Origin of the sequence: Pseudomonas sp. CFSAN084952 (assembly GCF_009648855.1) — a bacterium.
Lineage (GTDB): Bacteria > Pseudomonadota > Gammaproteobacteria > Pseudomonadales > Pseudomonadaceae > Aquipseudomonas > Aquipseudomonas paracarnis.
The window spans coordinates 2,064,596-2,085,676 of sequence record NZ_CP045767.1; the positions used below are offsets into that span (position 1 = coordinate 2,064,596).

General features: G+C 60.9%; 17 protein-coding genes. 3 read left to right on the top strand and 14 right to left on the bottom strand.

Going from position 1 to position 21,081, the window contains the following annotated elements; genetic code table 11:
* Window positions 1-11: 11 nt before the first annotated feature.
* The gene (locus GH769_RS09365) at window positions 12-575 is read right to left on the bottom strand and encodes a TetR/AcrR family transcriptional regulator (protein ID WP_032902190.1); all 564 of its coding nucleotides are present in this window, start codon (window positions 573-575) and stop codon (window positions 12-14) included.
* A gap of 124 nt (window positions 576-699) precedes the next feature.
* Here GH769_RS09365 and pssA point away from each other — a divergent pair, with 124 nt between their 5' ends.
* A complete protein-coding gene (pssA, locus tag GH769_RS09370) occupies window positions 700-2,043 on the top strand; it encodes a CDP-diacylglycerol--serine O-phosphatidyltransferase (RefSeq protein ID WP_019820125.1) in 1,344 nt (447 codons plus the stop codon).
* A gap of 71 nt (window positions 2,044-2,114) precedes the next feature.
* Here the strand turns inward: pssA and efeO (GH769_RS09375) are convergent, their stop codons facing one another.
* From efeO (GH769_RS09375) to efeU, 4 genes are read right to left on the bottom strand one after another with little or no spacing between them, the layout of a single operon-like run.
* Window positions 2,115-2,930, bottom strand: coding sequence for an iron uptake system protein EfeO (gene efeO / locus GH769_RS09375; protein ID WP_014718370.1), 816 nt, complete (start codon window positions 2,928-2,930; stop codon window positions 2,115-2,117).
* A 25-nt stretch (window positions 2,931-2,955) separates the two neighbouring features.
* Window positions 2,956-4,260, bottom strand: a complete 1,305-nt coding sequence (gene efeB, locus GH769_RS09380) for an iron uptake transporter deferrochelatase/peroxidase subunit (RefSeq protein ID WP_032902191.1) — start codon at window positions 4,258-4,260, stop codon at window positions 2,956-2,958.
* 14 nt (window positions 4,261-4,274) lie between these two features.
* Window positions 4,275-5,477, bottom strand: coding sequence for an iron uptake system protein EfeO (gene efeO / locus GH769_RS09385; RefSeq protein WP_032902179.1), 1,203 nt, complete (start codon window positions 5,475-5,477; stop codon window positions 4,275-4,277).
* 10 nt (window positions 5,478-5,487) lie between these two features.
* The gene (gene efeU, locus GH769_RS09390) at window positions 5,488-6,333 is read right to left on the bottom strand and encodes an iron uptake transporter permease EfeU (RefSeq protein ID WP_014718373.1); all 846 of its coding nucleotides are present in this window, start codon (window positions 6,331-6,333) and stop codon (window positions 5,488-5,490) included.
* A gap of 168 nt (window positions 6,334-6,501) precedes the next feature.
* Between efeU and GH769_RS09395 the strand changes: the two genes are divergently transcribed.
* A complete protein-coding gene (locus GH769_RS09395) occupies window positions 6,502-7,518 on the top strand; it encodes an AraC family transcriptional regulator (protein ID WP_032902182.1) in 1,017 nt (338 codons plus the stop codon).
* An 85-nt stretch (window positions 7,519-7,603) separates the two neighbouring features.
* On the opposite strand, the gene GH769_RS09400 is transcribed toward GH769_RS09395, so the two are convergent.
* The 3 genes from GH769_RS09400 to mexE are packed head-to-tail and all read right to left on the bottom strand — an operon-like array spanning window position 7,604 to window position 13,449.
* A complete protein-coding gene (locus GH769_RS09400) occupies window positions 7,604-9,019 on the bottom strand; it encodes an efflux transporter outer membrane subunit (protein WP_014718375.1) in 1,416 nt (471 codons plus the stop codon).
* Window positions 9,016-12,195 carry an efflux RND transporter permease subunit gene (locus GH769_RS09405; protein WP_003191086.1) on the bottom strand — a complete coding sequence of 1,060 codons (3,180 nt, stop codon included), beginning with the start codon at window positions 12,193-12,195 and terminating at the stop codon, window positions 9,016-9,018. Before GH769_RS09405 ends, GH769_RS09400 begins: the two co-directional genes overlap by 4 nt.
* 12 nt (window positions 12,196-12,207) lie before the next feature.
* Entirely contained in the window at window positions 12,208-13,449 is a 1,242-nt protein-coding gene (mexE, locus tag GH769_RS09410) for a multidrug efflux RND transporter periplasmic adaptor subunit MexE (protein ID WP_020302065.1), read from the bottom strand.
* A gap of 388 nt (window positions 13,450-13,837) precedes the next feature.
* Between mexE and GH769_RS09415 the strand changes: the two genes are divergently transcribed.
* Window positions 13,838-14,293, top strand: a complete 456-nt coding sequence (locus GH769_RS09415; RefSeq protein WP_019820112.1) for a hypothetical protein — start codon at window positions 13,838-13,840, stop codon at window positions 14,291-14,293.
* Between the two features lie 2 nt (window positions 14,294-14,295).
* Here the strand turns inward: GH769_RS09415 and GH769_RS09420 are convergent, their stop codons facing one another.
* The 6 genes from GH769_RS09420 to GH769_RS09445 form a co-directional block, all read right to left on the bottom strand.
* Window positions 14,296-15,192 (bottom strand): LysR substrate-binding domain-containing protein, encoded by an 897-nt coding sequence (locus GH769_RS09420; RefSeq protein ID WP_019820111.1) that lies wholly within the window; start codon window positions 15,190-15,192, stop codon window positions 14,296-14,298.
* Window positions 15,193-15,279: 87 nt separating this feature from the next.
* The gene (locus GH769_RS09425; protein ID WP_014718378.1) at window positions 15,280-16,623 is read right to left on the bottom strand and encodes a TolC family outer membrane protein; all 1,344 of its coding nucleotides are present in this window, start codon (window positions 16,621-16,623) and stop codon (window positions 15,280-15,282) included.
* Window positions 16,624-16,645: 22 nt separating this feature from the next.
* Window positions 16,646-18,163: a DHA2 family efflux MFS transporter permease subunit gene (locus tag GH769_RS09430; protein ID WP_014718379.1), complete on the bottom strand. Its 1,518-nt coding sequence runs from the start codon at window positions 18,161-18,163 to the stop codon at window positions 16,646-16,648.
* On the bottom strand, window positions 18,160-19,227 hold the full coding sequence (locus GH769_RS09435; protein WP_032902184.1) for an HlyD family secretion protein: 1,068 nt from the start codon (window positions 19,225-19,227) through the stop codon (window positions 18,160-18,162). Before GH769_RS09435 ends, GH769_RS09430 begins: the two co-directional genes overlap by 4 nt.
* Window positions 19,228-19,256: 29 nt before the next feature.
* On the bottom strand, window positions 19,257-20,072 hold the full coding sequence (locus GH769_RS09440; RefSeq protein ID WP_032902186.1) for a DUF3050 domain-containing protein: 816 nt from the start codon (window positions 20,070-20,072) through the stop codon (window positions 19,257-19,259).
* A gap of 46 nt (window positions 20,073-20,118) precedes the next feature.
* On the bottom strand, window positions 20,119-21,078 hold the full coding sequence (locus GH769_RS09445; RefSeq protein ID WP_014718382.1) for a fatty acid desaturase: 960 nt from the start codon (window positions 21,076-21,078) through the stop codon (window positions 20,119-20,121).
* Window positions 21,079-21,081 lie beyond the last annotated feature (3 nt).

Sequence of the window (21,081 nt, forward strand, 5' to 3'; positions counted from 1 at the left end):
GGGCTGTGGGTTCAAAGTTGCAGTAAGGTCCGCGCCATGCATTGCGCATTATCGGCAGCTGTTGAATCACCCATGACCAGGGCAACGGTAATGGCGCCATCGATCAGGATCAGCAGTTGCGCGGCCTGCTGCTCCGGGTCGGGGGTGCCATGTGCTTGGCACAGTTCAAGTGCGTACTCGAACAGTTTGCGTTTATGGGCCTTGGCCAGCAGGCGCACCGGGTTTTGGGCATCGCCGGTTTCACCACTGGTGTTGATAAAGGCGCAACCGCGAAAGTCTGCCGAGCCGAACCAGCGCTTGAGCGCGCTGAACAGCCCCAGCAGGCGTTCGCCGCTGTCGTCGCTGCGTTCCACTTCGCTGCGCAGCCAGTGCATCCAGCGCTCGTCGCGGCGTTGCAAGGCGGCCACCACCAACTCATCTTTGTTGGCGAAGTAGCGATAGATACTTTTTCTCGACACGCCAGCGGTTTTTACCAGTAAGTCCATACCGGTGGCAGCGATGCCGTGGCGATAGATCAACTTCTCGGTGACGTCGAGAATAATGTCGCGGGTTTCATTCTGGGTTATATCGTTCATGTCGAGTACAGTGGAACGATCGTTCTTCATGGTCAACAGTCTTTTTCGATTGCCCGTTGCGAGACCTGAGCAGCCTCATGGTGTAAGCTTTGGGCCTCTTCGGATTCGACCCATTGCGAGCCCTATGCCGTCGTTCTTCAAACGCTCCCTGTTGCCCAAGCTGCGCGGTTTTCCGTTGTCCAACGAGGCCCTTGAGGTGCTGCCAAGCGCCGACGCCTACCGTCGCTGCCTGCTGGAGAAAATCGCCCAGGCCACGCGGCGTATCTACATCGTTGCCTTGTACTTGCAGCAGGACGAGGCGGGGCAGGAAATCTACGACGCGCTACATGCCGCCAAGGCCGCACGGCCCGAACTGGACATCGTGGTGATGGTGGATTGGCTGCGCGCCCAGCGCGGGCTGATCGGCGCTGGCAAGCAACCGGGCAACAGCGCCTGGTACCAGGCCATGACCCAGCGCCACGCCACCGAAGTGCCGGTGTACGGCGTGCCGGTGCAAACCCGCGAGCTGTTCGGCGTGTTGCACCTCAAGGGTTTCGTGATCGATGACAGCGTGCTGTACAGCGGCGCCAGCCTGAACAATGTGTACCTGCACAAGTTCGACAAATACCGCTTCGACCGTTATCACCTGATCCATAGCCAACCCTTGGCCGATTCGATGCAGCACCTGGTGGAACACGGCTTGGTGGCGTCCAAGGCCGTGCATCGCCTGGACCTGCCAAACCCGCCCACCACTCGCAGCCTGCGCAACGACATCGGCGACCTGCGCAGCCGTCTCAAGCATGCGACCTACGACACCACAGCCGGGCAGTTGCCCAATGGCCATCTGTCGGTCAGCCCCTTGCTGGGCGTCGGCAAGAACAACCCGTTGAGCCGGGTGATCCTCGAACTCATCGCCAGCGCCCAGCAGCAACTGACCATCTGCACGCCGTATTTCAACCTGCCATTGCCGGTGACCCGCGAGATCAACCGTGCCCTGGCACGCGGTGTGAAGATCGACATCGTGGTGGGCGACAAAACCGCCAACGACTTCTATATTCCGCCCACTGAACCCTTCAAGGTGATTGCGGCGTTGCCGTACCTGTACGAGATCAGCCTGCGGCGCTTTGCCAAACGGCACCAGCCGATGATCAACAGCGGCCAGTTGAACCTGCACCTATGGCGCGACGGCGATAACACCTATCACCTAAAGGGCATGTGGGTGGATGAGCGCTACACCTTGCTCACCGGCAACAACCTCAACCCGCGGGCGTTTCGCCTCGACCTGGAAAACGGCTTGCTGATCGACGACCCTCAAGGCCAATGGCTAGGGCCGCGAGGCGCTGAGCTTGCGAATATTTTCCAACACACCACGCGTATCCAGGGTTACCAGCAATTGCAGACGCTGGTGGATTACCCGCCCGCTGTCGGCAAGTTCCTGCGGCGTGTCAGCCGGGTGCGGATCGAGCGCTTGCTGTACCGCATTCTCTAACTGAGCAACGTGCCGGCAAAAAAACACCCAGGCCCCTCGACAGGGACTGGGTGTTTTTTTGTGCGCGGCAGTTAGTTCAAACCCAGCTTGCCGCGCAGGGTCGAGAGGTCTTCGGCCAGGGTGTTGACCGGGCCGACCAGGGCCTTGCGGTCGTTGTCCTTGACCTTGTCATAGGTCTCGAAGCCGCCATCCTTGGTTTTGTACTTGGCCAGGATCTTGTCGACGCTGGCAAAGTTCTTGTCGACTTTTGCCAGGAAGGCCTGGTCCTGCTGCCCGATCTGGCCACGGAACAGGTCAACGATTTTCTTCGCGCCGTCGATGTTGCCCTGGAAGTCGTACAGGTCGGTGTGGCTGTAGCGGTCTTCTTCACCGGAGATCTTGGTGGCCGCGACTTCTTCAAGCAACGCAGCGGCACCACCGACGACTTTTTCCGGCGGGAAGGTCAGGCCGTCGACGCGGGTCTTGAGGTCATTCACGTCCGCGTTGAGCTTGGCCGTCAGTGCTTGCAGGCCCTGGGTCGAGTTCTGCGAGAACAGCGCGTATTCGATCCGGTGAAAGCCCGTGAAGTCTTCGGCCGTCACGCCTTTTTCATGGTCGTCGACACGCGAATCGATGGACGCGTCGAGGTCGCTGAACAGCTCGGCGATCGGCTCAATGGACTCATAGTGCACGCGGGTTGGCGCATAGAGTTTCTTGGCCGTGGCCAGGTCGCCTTTATTGATAGCGTCGGTGAACGCCTGGGTCTGGGTGACCAGTTCGCCGATTTCTTCGGTGACGTAGATTTTGTAATCCGACACCGGGCCCACCAGGTCCAACGGCGCAGTAGCGGCGAAGCTTGCCAGTGGCGAAAGGCTGAGTAACAACAACGCAATAGACGACTTCTTCATGGGAGACATTCCGCTCTGGTGTGTTTTAGGTCTTGGCAGGAGTTTGAGAGTGCGTTGCCGCGAGCAGCGTGCGCCCGATGAAATCCTTGGGGCCGGTGACCCCTGGCAAGGTGAAGAAATACCCGCCACCCACGGGCTTGAGGTACTCCTCCAGCGGCTCGCCGTTGAGCCGGGTTTGCACGCTGATAAAGCCTTTCTCCAGGTCAGCCTGGTAGCAGATGAACAACAAGCCCATGTCCAGTTGACCATTTTTGTTGACGCCGTTGGAGTAGTTGAACGGCCGCCGCAGGATCAGGTTGGCCTGGGCCTGCGGGGTGCGCGGGTTGGCCAGGCGGATGTGGGCATCGAGCTTGGTCAACTTGCCTTCAGGGTCCTTGCTGTAGTCCGGGACCTGGGTTTCATGCTGGCCGTCCATGGGCGCGCCCGTGGGTTTGACGCGGCCGATGATGCTTTCCTGTTCTTGCAACGGGGTGCGATCCCAGCGCTCGACAAAGTTACGGATGATGCGCACGGCCTGGTAACTGCCATGGGCGGCCCAGGCCGGTTCGTCGCTGGTGGGCTGTACCCAGACGATCTGGTCCATGGCCTTGTCATCGTTGGAATTGGGGTTGGCCGAGCCATCGCGAAAGCCCAGGAAATTGCGCGCACTCTGCGCCGGCTCACCGGGTTTGGTCGGTGCCTGGGGCGGCACGCTGCCTTCTTGCTTCCAGCGCACCAGCAGCAGGTCGGGCAGGTTTTTGACGATGTCGCGCAGCGCGTGGATATTGGTGTCTGGCGTGTTGGAGCTGAACTGCAGGCTCAGGTCGCCGTGGCACTGCGCCGGTTCCAGCGCATCGTTGGGAAAACCGACCATGCGGCTCAGGCGCTTGGGTTTGGCCGCCGCGAGGCCGAAGCGTTCGTCGAACAACGACTCGCCGACCGATACGGTAATGGTCAGGTTATCCGGCGTGACCACCGGGCCAAGGATGCCGGAATCGGCAGGCGGCAATTTCGGGTCGACCTGGGGCACGGTGCCGCCGGTCATCAGGAACGCGATGCGCTCGTTGAGGGTGCGGAACAGGCGTTCCAGGTCTTCGCGGTCGCTGGCCAGTACATCGAACGCCACGACCATGCCGCAGGCCGGGCGCGGGGTGACGATGCCGCTTTGGTGCTTGCCGAAAAACGCTTGGTGGTCCTGGGTCTTGTCGCTACGCGGGGCCGTGGTGACTTGCTCGGCCGCTGCCGCCATCGCCGGGCAGCTCAGGCTGCTGCCGGCAATCGCAGCGCCGGTGGCCGCCATGCCCAACAGGACGCGGCGACGTTGGAGGTCAAACTGTTCTGTATCACTCATGTATGCGGTCGTCTTCACTGCAGGCCGGAAAGGCCAAGGGCGGGGTCGATTCCATCGAGTGCAACGGCCAGTGCCTTGGCCTTATCGGCGATCTGCTTGCGCTGATCGGCTGTAACCTTGTCGTAGGTTGGGTAGCGGTCATTCACCTTGAGCCCCTCGAGTTCGGTGTCGAAGGCGTTGAGCGCGCTGTCGATAGCGGGCAACAGGTCGGCGGCGGACTTGCCCAGTAACGGGCGCATCAGGTCGACCACTTTGCGGGCCACCTCAAGATTGGCGGCAAAGCCGTTCAAGTCGATGTGGCTGTAGCGTTCCTCTTCACCGCTCGCCGCGCGAACGTCTGCCAGGCTGTCGAGGTTGCGTACCACAATGCTCACCAGTTGCTCTGGTGGCAGGGACTGGGCCAGTAACTGTTGCTTGAGCGTGGTGACGTCGGTAACCAGGCGTTGGGCGACCGGCGCCAGGCCATCAAGGCTGTGTTGCTGGAACAGGCTGTATTCCAGGCGATGGAAGCCGCTGAAGGCGGGGTCTTGCTCGCGCTTTTCAAAGTAATCGGCGCGGGCGTTGATCGCGTTATCCAATTCGGCCAGGCGCTGGGACGCCGGCGCCAGGCGCTGATACGCCTCACGGGCCGGCACATACATGGCCTGCGCCTGGGCCAGATCACCGGCGGCGATGGCCTGTTGCAGCGCCGTCACGGCCTTGACCAGTGCACCGCCTTGGCCGCTCAGGTACACGCGAAACTCCGACAACGGGCCAATAAAGGCCACCATCGACGGCTTGGCCTTGGCCTGGGCGTCAGACTCTGCCGTGGGCGTGACATGCAAGGTGCCGCGCGGGTTGCTCAACAGGCCACAGGTAATGGCGTAGTCACCGGGCAACAGGTTGGCATTGATCACCTGGCTCAGGCCCGGGGCAATATTCTCCCGTTCTTCGACCACCAGCACGCCGTCGAGGATTTCCCACTCCACCGCACGGTCGGAGCGGTTGATGATACGAAAGCTTGCGCGCCCGGCCGGCACGGTGAGAGCGTTGGGCTCGCAGGCGTGACTGTGAATCGTGACCGCGATTTCATTGTGGTTGGTCTGGCGCTTGGTCGCGGCCAATTGCGAGGCGTAGTAGAACAGGCCACCGGCGGCGATCATCACCACCACCGAGCCGGCCACGCCCCAGCGCAAGGCGCGGGATGGCGGGGCCGATTGAGGGGTTGGGTTGGACAAGAGACGGTCCTTACTGGCTGGAAACGGAAGAGGTATTGGCAACGGGCTGGGTAGGGGCCGAGGGCAGGAAGAACATCACCAGGGCCACCACCAGGTAAATCAGATAGGCGCCCAGGGTGCTGACGGTTGGCGCCTCCTGGTAACCGAACATGCCGGCCAGTACCGAGCCGAGCGGGCTGTCCATGGGTAATGCAGCGCTGAAATCGAACAGCACGGTCTGCCAGTGGTTCCACACGCCGGCCTCGTGCAGGGCCTGCACCGAGTTGGCGAGAATGCCGGCCGCAACCACCAGGATGAACAGGCCGGTCCAGCGGAAAAATGCACCGAGGTTCAGGCGCATGCTGCCGGAATAAATCAGCAAGCCGACGACAATGGCCAGGACCAGGCCGAGCAGGGCGCCTATCGGAGCGCCTGGGCCTTCACTCTGCTGAAACACCGCCAACAGGAAGAACACCGTCTCCAGTCCTTCGCGGGCCACGGCAAAAAACACCATGGCGATCAGGGCAAACACCTGGTGCCTGGAGCCGGCCAACGCATGGTCGAGAGATTCATGCAGCGAGTGTTTAATCGAGCGCGCCACTTTGCGCATCCAGAACACCATGGAACTGAGAATACCCACGGCGACCAGGCCGACGACACCTTCAAACAATTCCTGCTGCTTTTGCGGGAACTCCGCACTGACCAATTCCAGGCCGCCGCCCACCAGCAGCGCCAGCGCGGCCGCCAGGAACACGCCGATCCACACTGCAGGCATCCACTGGCCACGCCCGGTCTGTTGCAGGTAACTGGCGATAATGCCAACGATCAATGCCGCTTCAATGCCTTCGCGCAGCATGATTAAAAAAGGAACGAGCATCGGGCACCCGGGCGCAACTAGTTAGGGAGCTAAGTTGTAACATAATGATACTCATTGCTAAACAAGAAATATTGACCTTTGCTGAACGTGGGCTGAACAGTGGTGGCGAAGCGCAACCGCCTTTATGATGCGGGGCAATCAGACCGCAGCCGGATAGCTCAACGCCCCATGTCGGAAAAAGACACCATCTCCATCCACCTCGTGCGCGAAGCGCTGTTGCAGAGTTGCGCGCCGGGAGCGGCCACCGTTGAGGCATTGAGCAAAGTCGGGATTGATCCGGCGTTGCTTGAGCAGCCCGACGCTCGCGTGGCGGCCACGGCCTATGCACGCCTGTGGCGCTTGCTGGCGCGGCGCAGGGACGATGAGTTTTTTGGCATGGACCCGCGCAAGCTCAAGTCCGGCAGCTTGGCGTTCCTGTGTCGCGCCGCCGTGGCGCAACCCAGCCTGGCAGCGGGCCTGGAAACCGGCCTGGGGTTTCTGTCGTTGATGCTGGAGCACATGCCAGCCCAGCTGGTGCGTCAACAGAGCCTGGCGGAGATCGTCCTGCTCGAACCTGAGCATGAACCCAAGCGTGCGTTTACCTACTTCACCTATTGGATGATCGTCCACGGCGTCGCCTGCTGGCTGGCAGGGCGGCGCATTCCGATCCTCGCCATCGAGTTGCGTTGCGCGCAGCCGGACTTCTGTGACGATTATCAGGTGATGTTTTCTGACAACCTGCGCTTTGATCGGCCACGCACCCGCATGATTTTTTCTGCCGACTGCCTGGACCTGCCGATCAAGCGCAGCCCGCAGGAGCTCCAACGTTTCCTGGCTCATGCACCGGCTAACATCCTGGTGAAATACCGCGACCCGGAAAGCCTCGCCACGCGCATCAAGCACGATTTGCGGCAGATGCCCCCCGACACCTGGCCGGAAACCGAGGCGCTTGCCGCCAGGTTGTGTATTTCTGCGTCCACACTACGCCGCCGCCTGGCGGAAGAAGGGCAGACCTATCAGGGCCTCAAGGACAGCGTGCGCAAGGAACTGGCGATTGTGTGGTTGGCCGAGCCGCAGATCAGTTTTGCCGAGATCGCCACGCGGCTGGGGTTTGCCGATGCGAGTTCGTTCTACAAGGCCTTTCGTAAGTGGGTGGGATCGAATCCGGGGCATTACCGTAGCCTGATTCTGGGTGAGGCCAGCTAAATCCCACACGAAAAAAAGCCCCGCGACCGAATGGACCGCAGGGCTAAAAATTGGCTGGATGCGACCAACCAAAGGAGCTCTTACCTCACCGGTTGCTGGCGACCACCGTATCCGGCTGCCAGCCACCACCCAAGGCCTTGTAGATCGCCACGATGCCGCGATACAGATCCACTTCGGCCTGGGCCTGGGCGTCTTCGGCGGCCAGGCGTTCGCGCTGGGCGTCGAGCAGTACCAGGAAGTCCACGGTGCCTTCGCGATAGCGGATCGCCGCGAGGTCGGCGGCGGCGCGGCTGGATTCGCTTTGGCGGATCAGCGAGACCAGGCGTTGCTGGCGCTTGCCGTAATCGCTGAAGGCGTTCTCGGACTCTTCCAATGCCAGCAACACTTGCTGTTCATAGGTCGCCAACGCGCCATCGGCTTCGGCATTCGCGCCACGCAGACGCGCACGCACGCTGCCCAGGTCAAACGCGGCCCACGTGATGCTCGGGCCCAGGGACCAGGCATTCGCCGCGGCGGAGCCGATCTGCGAACCGCGCCCGGCGGTGAACCCGAGGAAACCGCTGAGGCTCACCCGTGGGAACAGGTCGGCCTTGGCCACGCCGATACGTGCGGTGGCGGCGGCCAGTTTGCGTTCGGCGCTGAGGATGTCCGGGCGTCGTTGCAGCAGTTGCCCCGGGTCGCCAATCGGCAACGCCTTGGCAATCGCTGGCAGGTCTTTCGGGCTCAGGTCCACGCTCAGTTTGTCGGGGCGCTGGCCGAGGAGGGTGGCGATGCGGTTGCGCTCGCGCACTTGTTCGGCCTGCAGTTGCGGCACGCTGGCTTCAACTGCTGCCAGGCGCGCGTCGGCACGTTCCACGTCGAGCTGATCACCGACGCCGGCATCACGCAGGCTGACGGTGATGGTGCGCGATTCCTGCTGGTTCTTCAGGTTGTCCAGGGCAATGCGTTCACGCAGTTGCGCTCCACGCAGTTGACCGTAGGCATCCACCAGTTCGGCAATCATGGTGACTTGCAGTTGGTACAGGTCGGCTTCGGCCACCTGTTGGTCGGCGTCGCTGGCTTCCAGGTTGCGGCGGATGCGCCCGAACAAATCCACTTCCCAGGCCATGTCCAGGCCCAGGTCGTAGCGCTCGCTGTTGACACGCTTGGTGGTCTGCCCGGGAATCTGGCCCTTGCCCACATCGCTGCTGGCGCGGGAGGTGACCACCGGCATGATGTCGTTGGCCGCGTCATCACGGATAGCCCGTGCCGCCCGCAGGCGGGCAAAGGCTACGCGCAAATCACGGTTGCCGCTCAGCGACTGGGTTACCAGCTGGTTGAGCGTGGGGTCTTCGAACTGCTGCCACCAGATGCCTTCGTACTTGGCATGGTCGTAGCTTTTGCTGTCGGCGGCGGCCGTGATATTGGCCGCCTCCAGTGGCTGGGTCTTGTAGTCCGGGCCTACGGCACAGGCGGCGAGCGCCAGCACCAACAGGCTCGGCAGGAATACTTTCACACTCATTGCTGTGTCTCCAGCTTCAAGGCCTTGGCCGCTTTGCGCGCTTCACTGCGCTCGACATAGCGACGGATCAGTACGTAGAACACTGGTGTCAGCAACAGACCGAAGAAGGTCACACCGATCATCCCGGAGAACACCGCCACGCCCATGGCATGGCGCATCTCGGCACCGGCACCGCTGGAGAGCACCAACGGCACCACACCCATGATGAACGCGAACGAGGTCATCAGGATCGGCCGCAGACGCAGGCGGCAGGCTTCCAGTACTGCGGCGAGCGGGTCGAGGCCTTCCTGCTGTTTATCCTTGGCGAACTCGACGATCAGAATCGCGTTCTTGCACGCCAGGCCCACCAGTACGATCAGGCCGATCTGGGTGAAGATGTTGTTGTCGCCGCCCGAGATGATCACCCCGGTAATGGCCGACAGCAGTGTCATCGGTACGATCAGGATCACCGCCAGCGGCAGGCTCCAGCTTTCGTATTGGGCGGCGAGCACCAGGAACGCCAGCAGTACGCAGAGCGGGAATACGAACAGCGCGGTATTGCCCGAGAGGATTTGCTGATAGGTCAGGTCGGTCCACTCGTAGGTCATGCCGTTGGGCAGTTCATCTTTGAGCAGCTTTTCAATCGCGGCCTGGGCCTGGCCAGAGCTGTAGCCCGGCGCGGCGTTGCCGTTGATTTCTGCGGTGATGAAGCCGTTGTAGTGCATCACACGGTCCGGGCCCGAGGTGTCGCTGACCTTGATAAAGGTCGCCAGCGGGATCATCTCGCCTCTGTTATTGCGCACTTTCAATTGGCCGATCTGGTCGGAGTCCTGGCGGAACTGCTGCTCGGCCTGCACGTTGACCTGATAGGTACGCCCGAAACGGTTGAAGTCGTTGGCATACAACGAACCCAGGTAGACCTGCAGGGTGTCGAAGATGTCGCTGATCGCCACGCCGTGAGTCTTGGCCTTTTCGCGGTCGATGGCCGCGTCCACTTGCGGCACGTTCACCGTGTAGCTGGTGAACAGGCCGAACAGTTCAGGCACGCTGTGACTCTTGGCAATCACGTTCTGCACTTCTTTATACAGCTCGTCATAGCCGAGGTTGCCACGGTCTTCGATCTGCAGGCGGAAGCCCCCGATGGTGCCCAGGCCTTGTACCGGCGGCGGCGGGAAGATCGCCATGTAGGCCTCTTCGATATTGGCGTATTGGCCGTTCAGTGCACCGGCAATCGCACCGGCGGACATGCTCGGGTCTTTACGCTCATCGAACGGCTTCAAGGTCACGAACACGATGCCGCTGTTTGGGCTGTTGGTGAACCCGTTGATCGACAGGCCCGGGAAGGCAATCGCAGCTTCCACGCCGGGTTGTTTCAGGGCGATCTCCGACATGCGCTTCATCACGTTTTCGGTGCGGTCCAGGCTTGCGGCGTCGGGCAGTTGGGCGAAGGCCACCAGGTATTGCTTGTCCTGGGCCGGTACGAAACCGGTCGGCGTGTGGGCAAACCCGAAGAACGTCAGCACCATCAAACCTGCGTAGACGAACAAGGCAATACCGCTGCCGCGAATCACTCGGCGTACGGTGCCTACGTAGCCATGGCTGGCCTTTTCGAAAAAGCGGTTGAAGGGACGGAACAGCCAGCCCCCGAAGACCTTGTCGAGGAACTTGGAGAAACGGTCTTTCGGCGCGTCGTGGCCGCGCAGCAGCACAGCGGCCAGGGCAGGGGACAAGGTCAGGGAGTTGAACGCCGAGATCACGGTTGAGATCGCGATGGTCAAGGCGAACTGCTTGTAGAACTGCCCGGTCAAGCCACTGATAAAGGCGGCCGGAATGAACACCGCACACAGCACCAGCGCCGTGGCGATGATGGGGCCGGTCACTTCACTCATGGCTTTTTCGGTCGCCGGGAACGGCTCAAGCCCCAACTCGATATTACGCTCGACGTTTTCCACCACCACGATGGCGTCGTCCACCACAATACCGATCGCCAGCACCAGGCCAAACAATGACAGGGCATTGAGTGAGAACCCGAACAGGTGCATCACCGCAAAGGTACCGATCAATGAAACCGGCACCGCCACCAACGGGATGATCGAAGCGCGCCAGGTCTGCAGGAACAGGATCACCACCAGCACCACAAGGATCAGTGCTTCAAACAGGGTATGCACCACCGCTTCGATGGAGCCGCGTACAAAGATGGTCGGGTCATAGGCGATGCGATAATCCATGCCCGCCGGAAAGCTCTTTTTCAGCTCGGCCATCTTGCTGCGCACATCGTTGGAGATGTCGATGGCATTGGAGCCGGGACGCTGGAAAATCGGAATCGCAACGGCGGGCTGGTTATCGATCAGCGAGCGCAGCGCGTATTGGCTGGAGCCCAGTTCGACCCTGGCGATGTCCTTGAGGCGCGTGATTTCACCGTTGGCGCCGGCGCGAATCACGATGTTCTCGAACTCTTCTTCAGTGACCAGGCGGCCCTGGGTATTGACCGACAACTGGAAGCTGGTGTCACTCGGCGCGGGTTGGGCGCCCAGGGCACCGGCTGCCACTTGGCGGTTCTGTTCGCGGATCGCCGTGACCACATCGGTGGCGGTCAGGTTGCGCGAAGCGGTTTTGTTCGGGTCCAGCCAGACGCGCAGGGAGTAGTCGCCCATGCCGAACAACTGCACGTCACCGACGCCGCCCAGGCGGGCCAGTTCATCCTTGATATTGAGGATCGCGTAGTTGGACAGGTACAGCATGTCATAACGCTGATCCGGGGAGGTCAAGTGCACCACCATGGTCAGGTCGGGGGAGGCCTTGTCCACGGTAATACCGATGCGTGTCACTTCCTCCGGCAGCTTGGGCTGGGTACGCGTCACACGGTTTTGCACCTGCACCTGCGCGTTGTCCAGGTCGGTGCCCAGGGCGAAGGTGATGGTCAGGGTCAGCTTGCCGTCGGCGGTGGATTGCGAGGACATGTACAGCATGTTCTCAACGCCAGTGATGGCTTGCTCCAACGGCGCGGCCACGGTTTCACCGATGACTTTGGGGTTGGCGCCCGGGAAGTTGGCGCGCACCACCACGGTCGGCGGTACCACTTCCGGGTATTCGCTGATCGGCAGTTGGAACAGCGAGATTGCACCGGCAATCAGGATCAACAGCGACAGCACCGCTGCGAAGATCGGCCGTGAAATGAAGAACTTGGAAAAATTCATCTTAGGTATCCCTTAACCGCGTGGAGTCGCAGCGCTGGCGAGCTTGGGCGCTGCGGTTTGCGGCGCTACTTGCTCCAGGTTGCTGGCTTCAAGCGCTTGTCGTTGTTGGGCCAAGGCGGCGAGGGTTTCCTTGCTGGCCATCGGAATGGTTTCCGGTGCGACCGGCGAGCCAGGGCGCACGCGTTGCAGGCCCTTGACGATCACGGTGTCATCCTTGGTCAGGCCGCTGCGCACGATGCGCAAGCCTTCGATTTTCGGCCCCAGTTCCACCGCGCGATAAGCCGGCTTGTCGCCGTCCATCACCAGCACGAATTTCTTGCCCAGGTCGGTGCCGACGGCTTCGTCATTGATCAACACCGCCGAATAGGTGCCGCTGCCGACCAGCTTCAAACGCGCATACAGGCCAGGGGTGTATTCGCCCTTGCTGTTGTCGAACACCGCGCGGCCACGGATGGTGCCGGTGGCCGGGTTGACCTGGTTGTCGACGAAGTTCATCTGGCCCAGGTGCGGGTTGCCGGTTTCGTTGGACAGGCCCAGATACACCGGGGTGGTGGCGCCACGCCGGCCTTCACGGGCCAGTTCGGTGTACTTGAGGAATACACGCTCATCGGCGTCGAAGTAGGCGTAAACCTTGTCGGTGGAGACCACGCTGGTCAGCGCGGTGGTATCGGCGGTCACCAGGTTGCCGGCGGTGATTTCGGCACGGCTGACGCGGCCACTGATAGGCGAAGTGACACGGGTAAAGCTCAAGTTCAGGCGTGCCAGGTCCAACTGCGCCTGGATCCCGGCCATGGCGGCGCGGGCTTCCTGGGCGGCGGTGGTGCGCGAGTCGGCCAGTTCGGCAGAGATCGCATTGCTCTGGCGCAGGCGCTCGCCACGTTGCGCTTCGTTTTCACTGCGAGTGGCGGCGGCTTTAGTCTGCGCAAGCTGGGCTTCGAGGCGGCGCACTTCGGCCTGGAATGGGCGAGGGTCGATCTGGAACAGCAGGTCGCCTTTCTTCACCAGCGCGCCTTCGGTGAACGCCACCTGGTCAATCTGGCCGGACACCCGCGGACGAATCTGCACGGTTTCCGGCGCTTCAAGGCGCCCGGTGAACTCGTCCCACTCGTTGACCGGTTGTTCCAGCACCTTGGCCACGCTGACCTTGGCTGGGGGCATGGCGGCCGCTTGTTCGGGAGACTTGCCGCACGCGCTGATCACCACCACGGCCAAGATCGCCAAGGGGAAGCGCAAAAGTTTGAGTGACTGTTCCATGAGGTGCATCCGCCAATGTATTTGAGATGGGCGGATCATGCGCGGGGAGGTGCTAGGTCACGAATCGAATGAAGCAAAGGTAACTATCATTCGGAATGATATAAGCGCGGAGTCAGCCCTCTAGCATGGGGCTTTTGTTAGGGAGCTATCAATGTGATTGATGACAAAAGACTGTTGCAGCGAATGCATGGATGCAGCCCGAGTAGGTATCGATGGGCAGTGGTGTCGCTGATTCGGCCAGAAGCTAATGCGCATCACATGGCACAGATGTCAACTGAGAAGTCTGACAGTAGTTTGATTAATGGCGTTTGCGTAGGCTGATATTCATGCCCGGAGGGCTCTCGAAATGCCGAGCGTAGATTAATCAATCAGTTCAAGGAATTGAGCCATGAATAACACTAAACCCAGCGAGTCTTCTGGCGCAGCGAAGAATTCAAAGGTCGGCGCTGATTATTTTAACTTCATGTTTGCTCCTCCCTTTCCTATGGTAGAGGAATTTTGGAGGGCATTAGAGTTCCGCTATTATGAGTCGGACGATGGCGTTCTTATTCTTCGTGGGAGCCTTAATGAAGAGGAGACGGGGCGATTTGAGCTGCTCACCTTCAAGATGCCGCCACCTATAAAAGATGGCGAGCATGACGTAAGCAGGGATGAGGCAGGTGTTAATGCTACTTTTGCTTTACCGTCGCTCATCAAGGCGGACAGTGGGAAATTGAATATAAAAAGATTCAAGGACGGTGACAAAGATACCATCCAGGCTCAATTTTACCTGGCATTTGAATATGACAGTGTGGTCTATGATGTAGCCGGCCTAGCTTTGGTTCATGCAACGGCGGCTAGTTAAGATCACGGCGCCTCGAACGCATCGCCCAGAAAGTCGATCAAGGACCGCACCGACGGCATCAGCCCGCGCCTGGAGGGGAACACGGCGGTGATCACGCCTTCAGCGGGTTGCCATTCAGGCAATACGGCAATCAGGCGGCCATCGGCCAACTCGTCTTTCACGACGACTTGGGGCAGGTTGGCGATGCCCACGCCCGCCAGTGCTGCATTTTTCAGGGTCGACATGTCATCACTGACCAGGCGCGGCGTGTGCGCGACCTGGGCCGTCGCGCCGTCCGGCCCGGTCAGGTCCCACAGGTATTGAAGCAACGGGTTGCCCCAATGGATAGTCGCCAGCCCGGCAAGGTCAGCCGGTAGCGAGGGCAGGGGAGCGTCCTGCAAAAAAGTCGCGCTCGCCACCAGTACCTGAGGACTTTTAGCCAGTACCTTCATGACCAGCTCACTGCTTTCCAGCGGTGGGAAACACAGGTTCAAGGCCATGTCATAGCCTTCGCTGATGATGTCGACCTTGCGGTTGAAGCTCTTCACGTTCAGTTCGACGCTGGCGCATTGCGCCATGAATTGGGCGAGCATCGGCGCCACCCAGTAGTTGAGCAATGCGGTGGTGCAGCTCAGGCGGATCACGCCCCGCGGCTCTGATTTGTTGAAGGCAATCACATCTTCTGCTGACTCGGCTTCGGCAATCATCGCCACGCAATGGCGGTAATAGGCATGGCCGATATCGGTCACCTGGAATTGGCGCGTCGAACGCTGTATCAGCCGTGCCCCCAGCCTGGCTTCAAGCTGGCTGACCCTGCGGCTCAAGGTCGATTTGGGCAGGTTCAACGCTCGACCCGCCGCCGCAAACCCGCCGTGCTCGACCACCTTGGCGTAGAGGAAGAGTTCGTTGAGGTCGAACATGGGCAGTGTTCCATTTTTGAGATGCCCAAGCTTAATCCAAATCAGCCCTCACGTTGAGCGAATGTCAGCGCATTACTGATCAGTGCGTCAGTTCAGCGTATGACTGATATCCCGCAGGCGCGCGTCGCTCAGGTTGCCGGTGGATGCCAACAGGTGCAACTGGGCCATCAGGATCGCATAACGTTGTTGGGCCAGGCGTTGCTGGGTATCGGTGACTTTTTGTTGGGCATCCAGCACGTCGGTGTTGATGCGGGAACCGGCTTCGAAGCCGTGGGTCACGGCGGCAAGGTTGATCTGGCTAGAGTTCAAGGCCTGCTTGAGTGCCTGGTATTGGCTCATGCCGTTGGTGACTTGCAGGTAAGCCTGGCGCGCCTTCAGCCCGGCGTTGCGACGTGCATCTTCGACTTCGTCCGCCGCCTTGCTTTGCAGTGCATGGGCTTCGCGCACGCGACTGCTGGTGCGGCCACCGCTGTAGAGAGGAACGCTCAGTTTGACCCCGACCACGGTCTGGTTATAGCGGTTTTCCGGCAACGTCACATCGTAGACATCACCGCCGACAGAGGCGAAGCGGCCATGGGCGGCGATCAGATCCAGGGTCGGCAAATGGCCGGCCCGTTCCTTGTCGATGTCCATTTCGGCCAGGCGCTGGGCAATCTGCGCGGCCTGTACGGCAAGGTTGCCTTGTTGCGCGGTCGTGGCCCAATCATCGATGGCAGCGGGCACCGGGGCACTGAACTGCGGCTCTTTGCCTGACCACGGGCCTGCCTGTGCGGCAGTTAATTGGGTGAGCGTTTCGTTGGCAATGTCCAGTGCGCCACGGGCGGCCACCTGTTCGGCGAATGCCTGGTCGTACTTGGCCTGCACCTGGGCGAGCGCATTAGCGGTGGTGGCGCCGTCGGCCAGCAGTCGCTGGCTGCGCGTCTGGCTCTCGCGCAAGGTTTGTAGCTGTTGCGTGCGGGTGTTCAACAGTTCCTGATTGAGCAGTACGTCGAAATAAGCGCGGGCGACGCGCAGCATCAGCGCTTGGCGCGCCTGTTCGGTGTGCAGTTCACTGGCGCTGATCAACAGTTTGCTTTGGTCGTGTGCGATCACATTCTGCCAACGCAGCAGCGGCTGTGTGAGGACCACGGCGTAGGCGTTGGTGTTATTGCGATTGCGATGATAGTCGGAGGAATCCTCGGCATCGACCCAGGCCGCGCCGCCGGTGACAGACAGGTCCGGTAGCAGGTTGGCACGGCTTTGCGGTTCCTTTTCTGCCGTGGCCAATTGCTGGGCCTGGGCGGCGGCGAACTGCATGTCGTGGGTCAACGCCTTCTGGTACAGCTGGTACAAGTCATCTGCCAACACCTGAGTGGGCGCGCAGGCGAGTGCCAGCCAATACAGCGGCATGAGCAGCGGGGTGGTGTTCAGATGCAGGCCTGGAATACGCAAGGGGTGTGCTCCACTGAAAGATTTATCGACTGATGTGGCTTCTGCGCATCATCAGCACCATGGGAATCCCGATGGCCATCACCGCTCCCAAGGTGCCGAACAGCATGCTGAACGCCAGCATTTGCCCTTGTTCGCGCGCTTGCAGGTAAGGCATCAGGGCCAGGGCTTGTTGATGGCTCGCCAAGCCCAGGGAAAGAAACAACGGGTCGGTTTCCACACCTCCCCAACCACTGGCCACCAGGCTCGATTCGGTGACATGCTCGGAGAGCAGGCGGTAGCGTTCCCACGAGAACCGTGTGAGCAAGGTGGCTGCGATGGCGATGCCCACGCTGCCCCCCAACTGGCGCATCAGGTTGAGTACGCCTGAGGCGCCGGAGATCAATGTCAGCGGCAGGCGACGCATCGCCAGGTTGGTCAGCGGCACGAAGATCATGCCCAGCCCCAGGCCGCGGATCACCAAGGGCCAGTACAGCGAGTCGGGGTTACTGTCGAGAGTGAACTGGGTGTGCAGGAACATCGCATAGCAGTACATGACAATGCCCAGGGTGACGAACACACGCTCGTCGATCTTGTTTTCCTGGGACAGCTTGCCGATCACCAAGGTGCTGATGGCGCTGGCCACCGCCCCAGGGAAAATCACCAACCCGCTCTGGTAAGCGCTCTGCGCCAGCAGGGTCTGCAAGAACAGCGGCACCATGAACAACGTGCTGTACAGCCCGAAGCCCACGCAGAACGCGCAGATGCACCCCATCAGGAATTCGCGGTTCTGGAACAGCGCGACGTTGACGATCGGGTTGGCCACACGCCGCTCCCACCAGAAGAAACCCACCAGGCTGAAGCTGCTGAGCAACAGGCAGGCCACGGTCCAGTTGGACGCCATCCAGTCCCAGTGCTCGCCGCGCTCCAGCAGGATCTGCAGGCTGCCCACGCCTAGCGCCAGCAAACAAAAGCCGCTGTAGTCGACACTGGAAGGTTTTTGTTCGTTGGGCGAGTCGTTGATGCACAGCCAGCACAACAACAAGGCCACGGCACCGATCGGCAAGTTGATCAAGAAGATCCAATGCCACGACAACGTGTCGATCAGGTAGCCGCCGACGGTCGGACCCAAGGTGGGCCCCATCATCACGCCCACGCCGTAAAGCGCCATGCCGCTGCTGACCTTTTCCTTGGGGAACACGTCGTAGATGATTGCCTGGGAAATCCCCAGCAACCCGCCGCCCGCCAGGCCTTGCAGCACCCGGAACGCGACCAGTTGCCAAAGTTCGGCAGACATCGCGCAACCCAACGATGCCAGCACGAACAGCGCGGTAGAGACCAGGTAATAAGTCCGCCGGCCGAACCACGCCGACAGCCAGCCACTGACCGGCAGAATCACCACGTTGGCCACCACATAACCGGTGGAGACCCAGGAGATTTCATCCACCGACGCCCCGTAGGTGCCCATCAGGCTGGGAATCGCTACGTTGACGATGGTGACATCGAGCAGCTCCATCATCGACACCAGCGTGACGGTCAGCGCAATCAGATAGGGCGACTTCATAGCGTGTGGCCGGTGTCGTCAGGTGCGGCCACTTCGACAAACGCGCTCATGCCCGGGCTCAACAGCGGCTTGTAGTCATCCGGCACATCGTGGAGCGCGATGCGTACCTGCACGCGCTGCACCACCTTGGTGAAGTTGCCCGTGGCATTCTCCTGGGGCAACAATGAGAACTTGGCTCCGGTGGCCGGTGCCAGGCTTTCGACGACGCCGTCGAAGGCGTGCCCGGGGAAGGCGTCCACGGTGACACGGGCAGTCTGGCCCACGCGCACGCGGCCCACCTGGGTCTCCTTGAAGTTGGCGGTAATCCACAGTGCGTCGGTGGCGATCAGGCTCATGAGCTTTTGGCCAGCGACCACAAACTGGCCGGGTTCCACCTCTTTTTTCGAGACAATGCTGCGCATCGGCGCGGTCTGGCGGGTGTCGTTGAGCTGGATCCTGGATTGTTCCAGCTCCGCTTGCGCGGCCGCGATCCGATAGTCCTGCACCTTGAGTTCGGCTTTGTTGGCCAAGGTACTTTGAGCGGCGGCCTGGGCGTTGCTGCGCGCCACTCCCTGGGCGTGGCTGAGGGCGTCGAAACGCGCCTTGGCCACTTCCAGGTCCTGGGTGCTCAGCACGCCTTGGGCGCCGAGGCGACGGGCACGCTGGTAGTCGTTGCGCGCTTGCTCAAGGTTGGCGCTTGCTTGAGCCAGGGCCGCCTGCGCGGCCTCGCGCATGGCCACCGCGCCGAGCACCTGACTGTCCAGCGCGCCGGGCACGCCTGCGCGCCCGGCGGCGGCGAGCAATGCTTGCCACTGTGCTTCGCGCTGCTGCAACTGATAGCGGTACTCGCTGTCGCGGATCTGAAACAGCAGGTCGCCGCTTTGTACCCTGACGTTGTCCACCACCGGCACACTGATCACCACGCCCGAAAGCTTGGCTCGTACCGGGATGATCACCCCGTCGAGCTCGGCGTTGTCGGTACTCACGTAGGTGCTGGAATACTGCCAGCGCTGCCAGCCCAGTATCAGCAACCCGCCGACCACGACGCCGCACAGCGTCAGTTTTATCAACTTGCCTTTGGTCATGTGGTACTCCCTGTCGATGCGCGTTGAGGTCAAGCAGGCTCAGAAACGGTGTGGACCTCCCGCGCAGGACGGCTCACCGTCGGCTGAGCCTTGTCCAGCAGGAACTGATGCACGCCATTCCACAGGTCAATCCGTGAGTTGATTGCGGTTTTCGCACTCTCGACCATGTGCAGGTGTTGCGCGGGGCTGGTGACGATTTCGGCGATGATGCGTTTGGCCGCCGGGCCGTGATCGTCACCATCCATCTCGATGTGGCGCTTCAAGTAATACGTGAGCATCGGTACATCGCGTTCACTGACCGACCATTGCGACAGCAGGCGACCAAACATGTCGGGGATAATGTCTTCACGCCCGAAGAAGAAGTACGCCAGGACCGCTTCGGTGCTGCCGTGTTGTGCAACATCGAGGGTCTGGCACATGAACACTTTGGCGGCCGTCGGAATCTGCGCGTCGTTGAGCGCCTTAGCCAGAGGTACCTTGGCCTGGATGGCGGCCAGGAAGCGGCGGAATACGCTGCTGTCGGCGCCGATTTCATCCATGGCGGCGAGGTACAGGTCCAGGTGGCTGATAAAACCGCCCGCGGGGTGCTCGTCGGTCTCTTCACCCACCACGATTTCGTTGATCAGGCGCGCGGCGGTGATGTGGACCGGCGGTACCCAGGGCAACTCCACGCACGTGAGGTCGCGCTGGATACGCTTGAGCAAGGTCATGAAGTCCCAGACGGCGAACACGTGAAACTCCATCAGGGTGCGTACATCTTCTACGCTGCGGATACTGCCGAACAGTGGGTGACTGAACAGCTGTTCGCGCTCGGTTTCAATGTGGCTGTCGATATCAAAAGGCATGCGTGCTCCTGCGGCCTGAAGGGTCAGGCCCAAAATCCATCGGAAATTAAGGGTGTGTGTCGTTTACCGTGTTTGTACGATAAGGATGGCGACCGGTGGCGTACCGGAAGGAGCGCACAAAGTGCTTTTCCAGCAGGTATTGCCGGCTTTCGTACCATCCCGCTTCCAGCAGTTGACGGTGTACCTTGGGCAGTCGCCAGCAAGGCACCGCGGGGTAAAAATGATGTTCCAGGTGAAAGTTCGAGCCCGCGTGCAGCCAGGTGTTGAGACGCGAAGTGCGTGAACGCGCTGGCGGCAACAGATGGCCTGTGTCGAAAGCATGTTCCTGATAAGCGTTGACCGCCGACAGCAGGAACGCCACCGCCAGGCTCAAGGAAAACCCCAACAACAGGCCGTCGACTAGCCAGATAGCCAGCCCATACAGGCTGAGCCATACAACCTGGCAGGCGATATTGCAGCGGGCCAGCCATTGCACTTGCGCCGAACTCAACGGCAGCGCCGAAGGATTGACCAATGGCCCGAACGCCAGGCGCCAGGTGGTCTGCAGATAACGCAGGGTGGCAATCAAGCGCGACAGGGTGATGCGGCTCGCCAGTGTGTGATAACGCGAAAAGAGCTGGTAGTCCGGGTCTTTCGCGCTGTTGCTGTACCGGTGGTGTTGCCAATGGTCGACGAAGTAACCGGTCACACAGAACCCCGGCAGCAGCGAACTGGTAGCAATGCCCAGGTAGCAACTGCGCATGGGGTTCGCGCTCAGGTTGAAGTGGAAGCCTTCATGCCCAAGGATCGCTTGCAGAAATAACCCATATCCCGCCAATACCACCAATGGCAAACACACCAGCGTCCACAGGGTGGAGGCTGTGTTGGCCACCCACACAAACAGCGCGAGTGGCAGCAGGTACAGGCTCAAGGTGTAGGCGATGATCAGCAAGGATTCCCTCGATCGGGCCTTGAACAAGGCACGGTCGAGACGGACCTGGGGCTTGGGGTGTAAATGGCTGGCCATTGG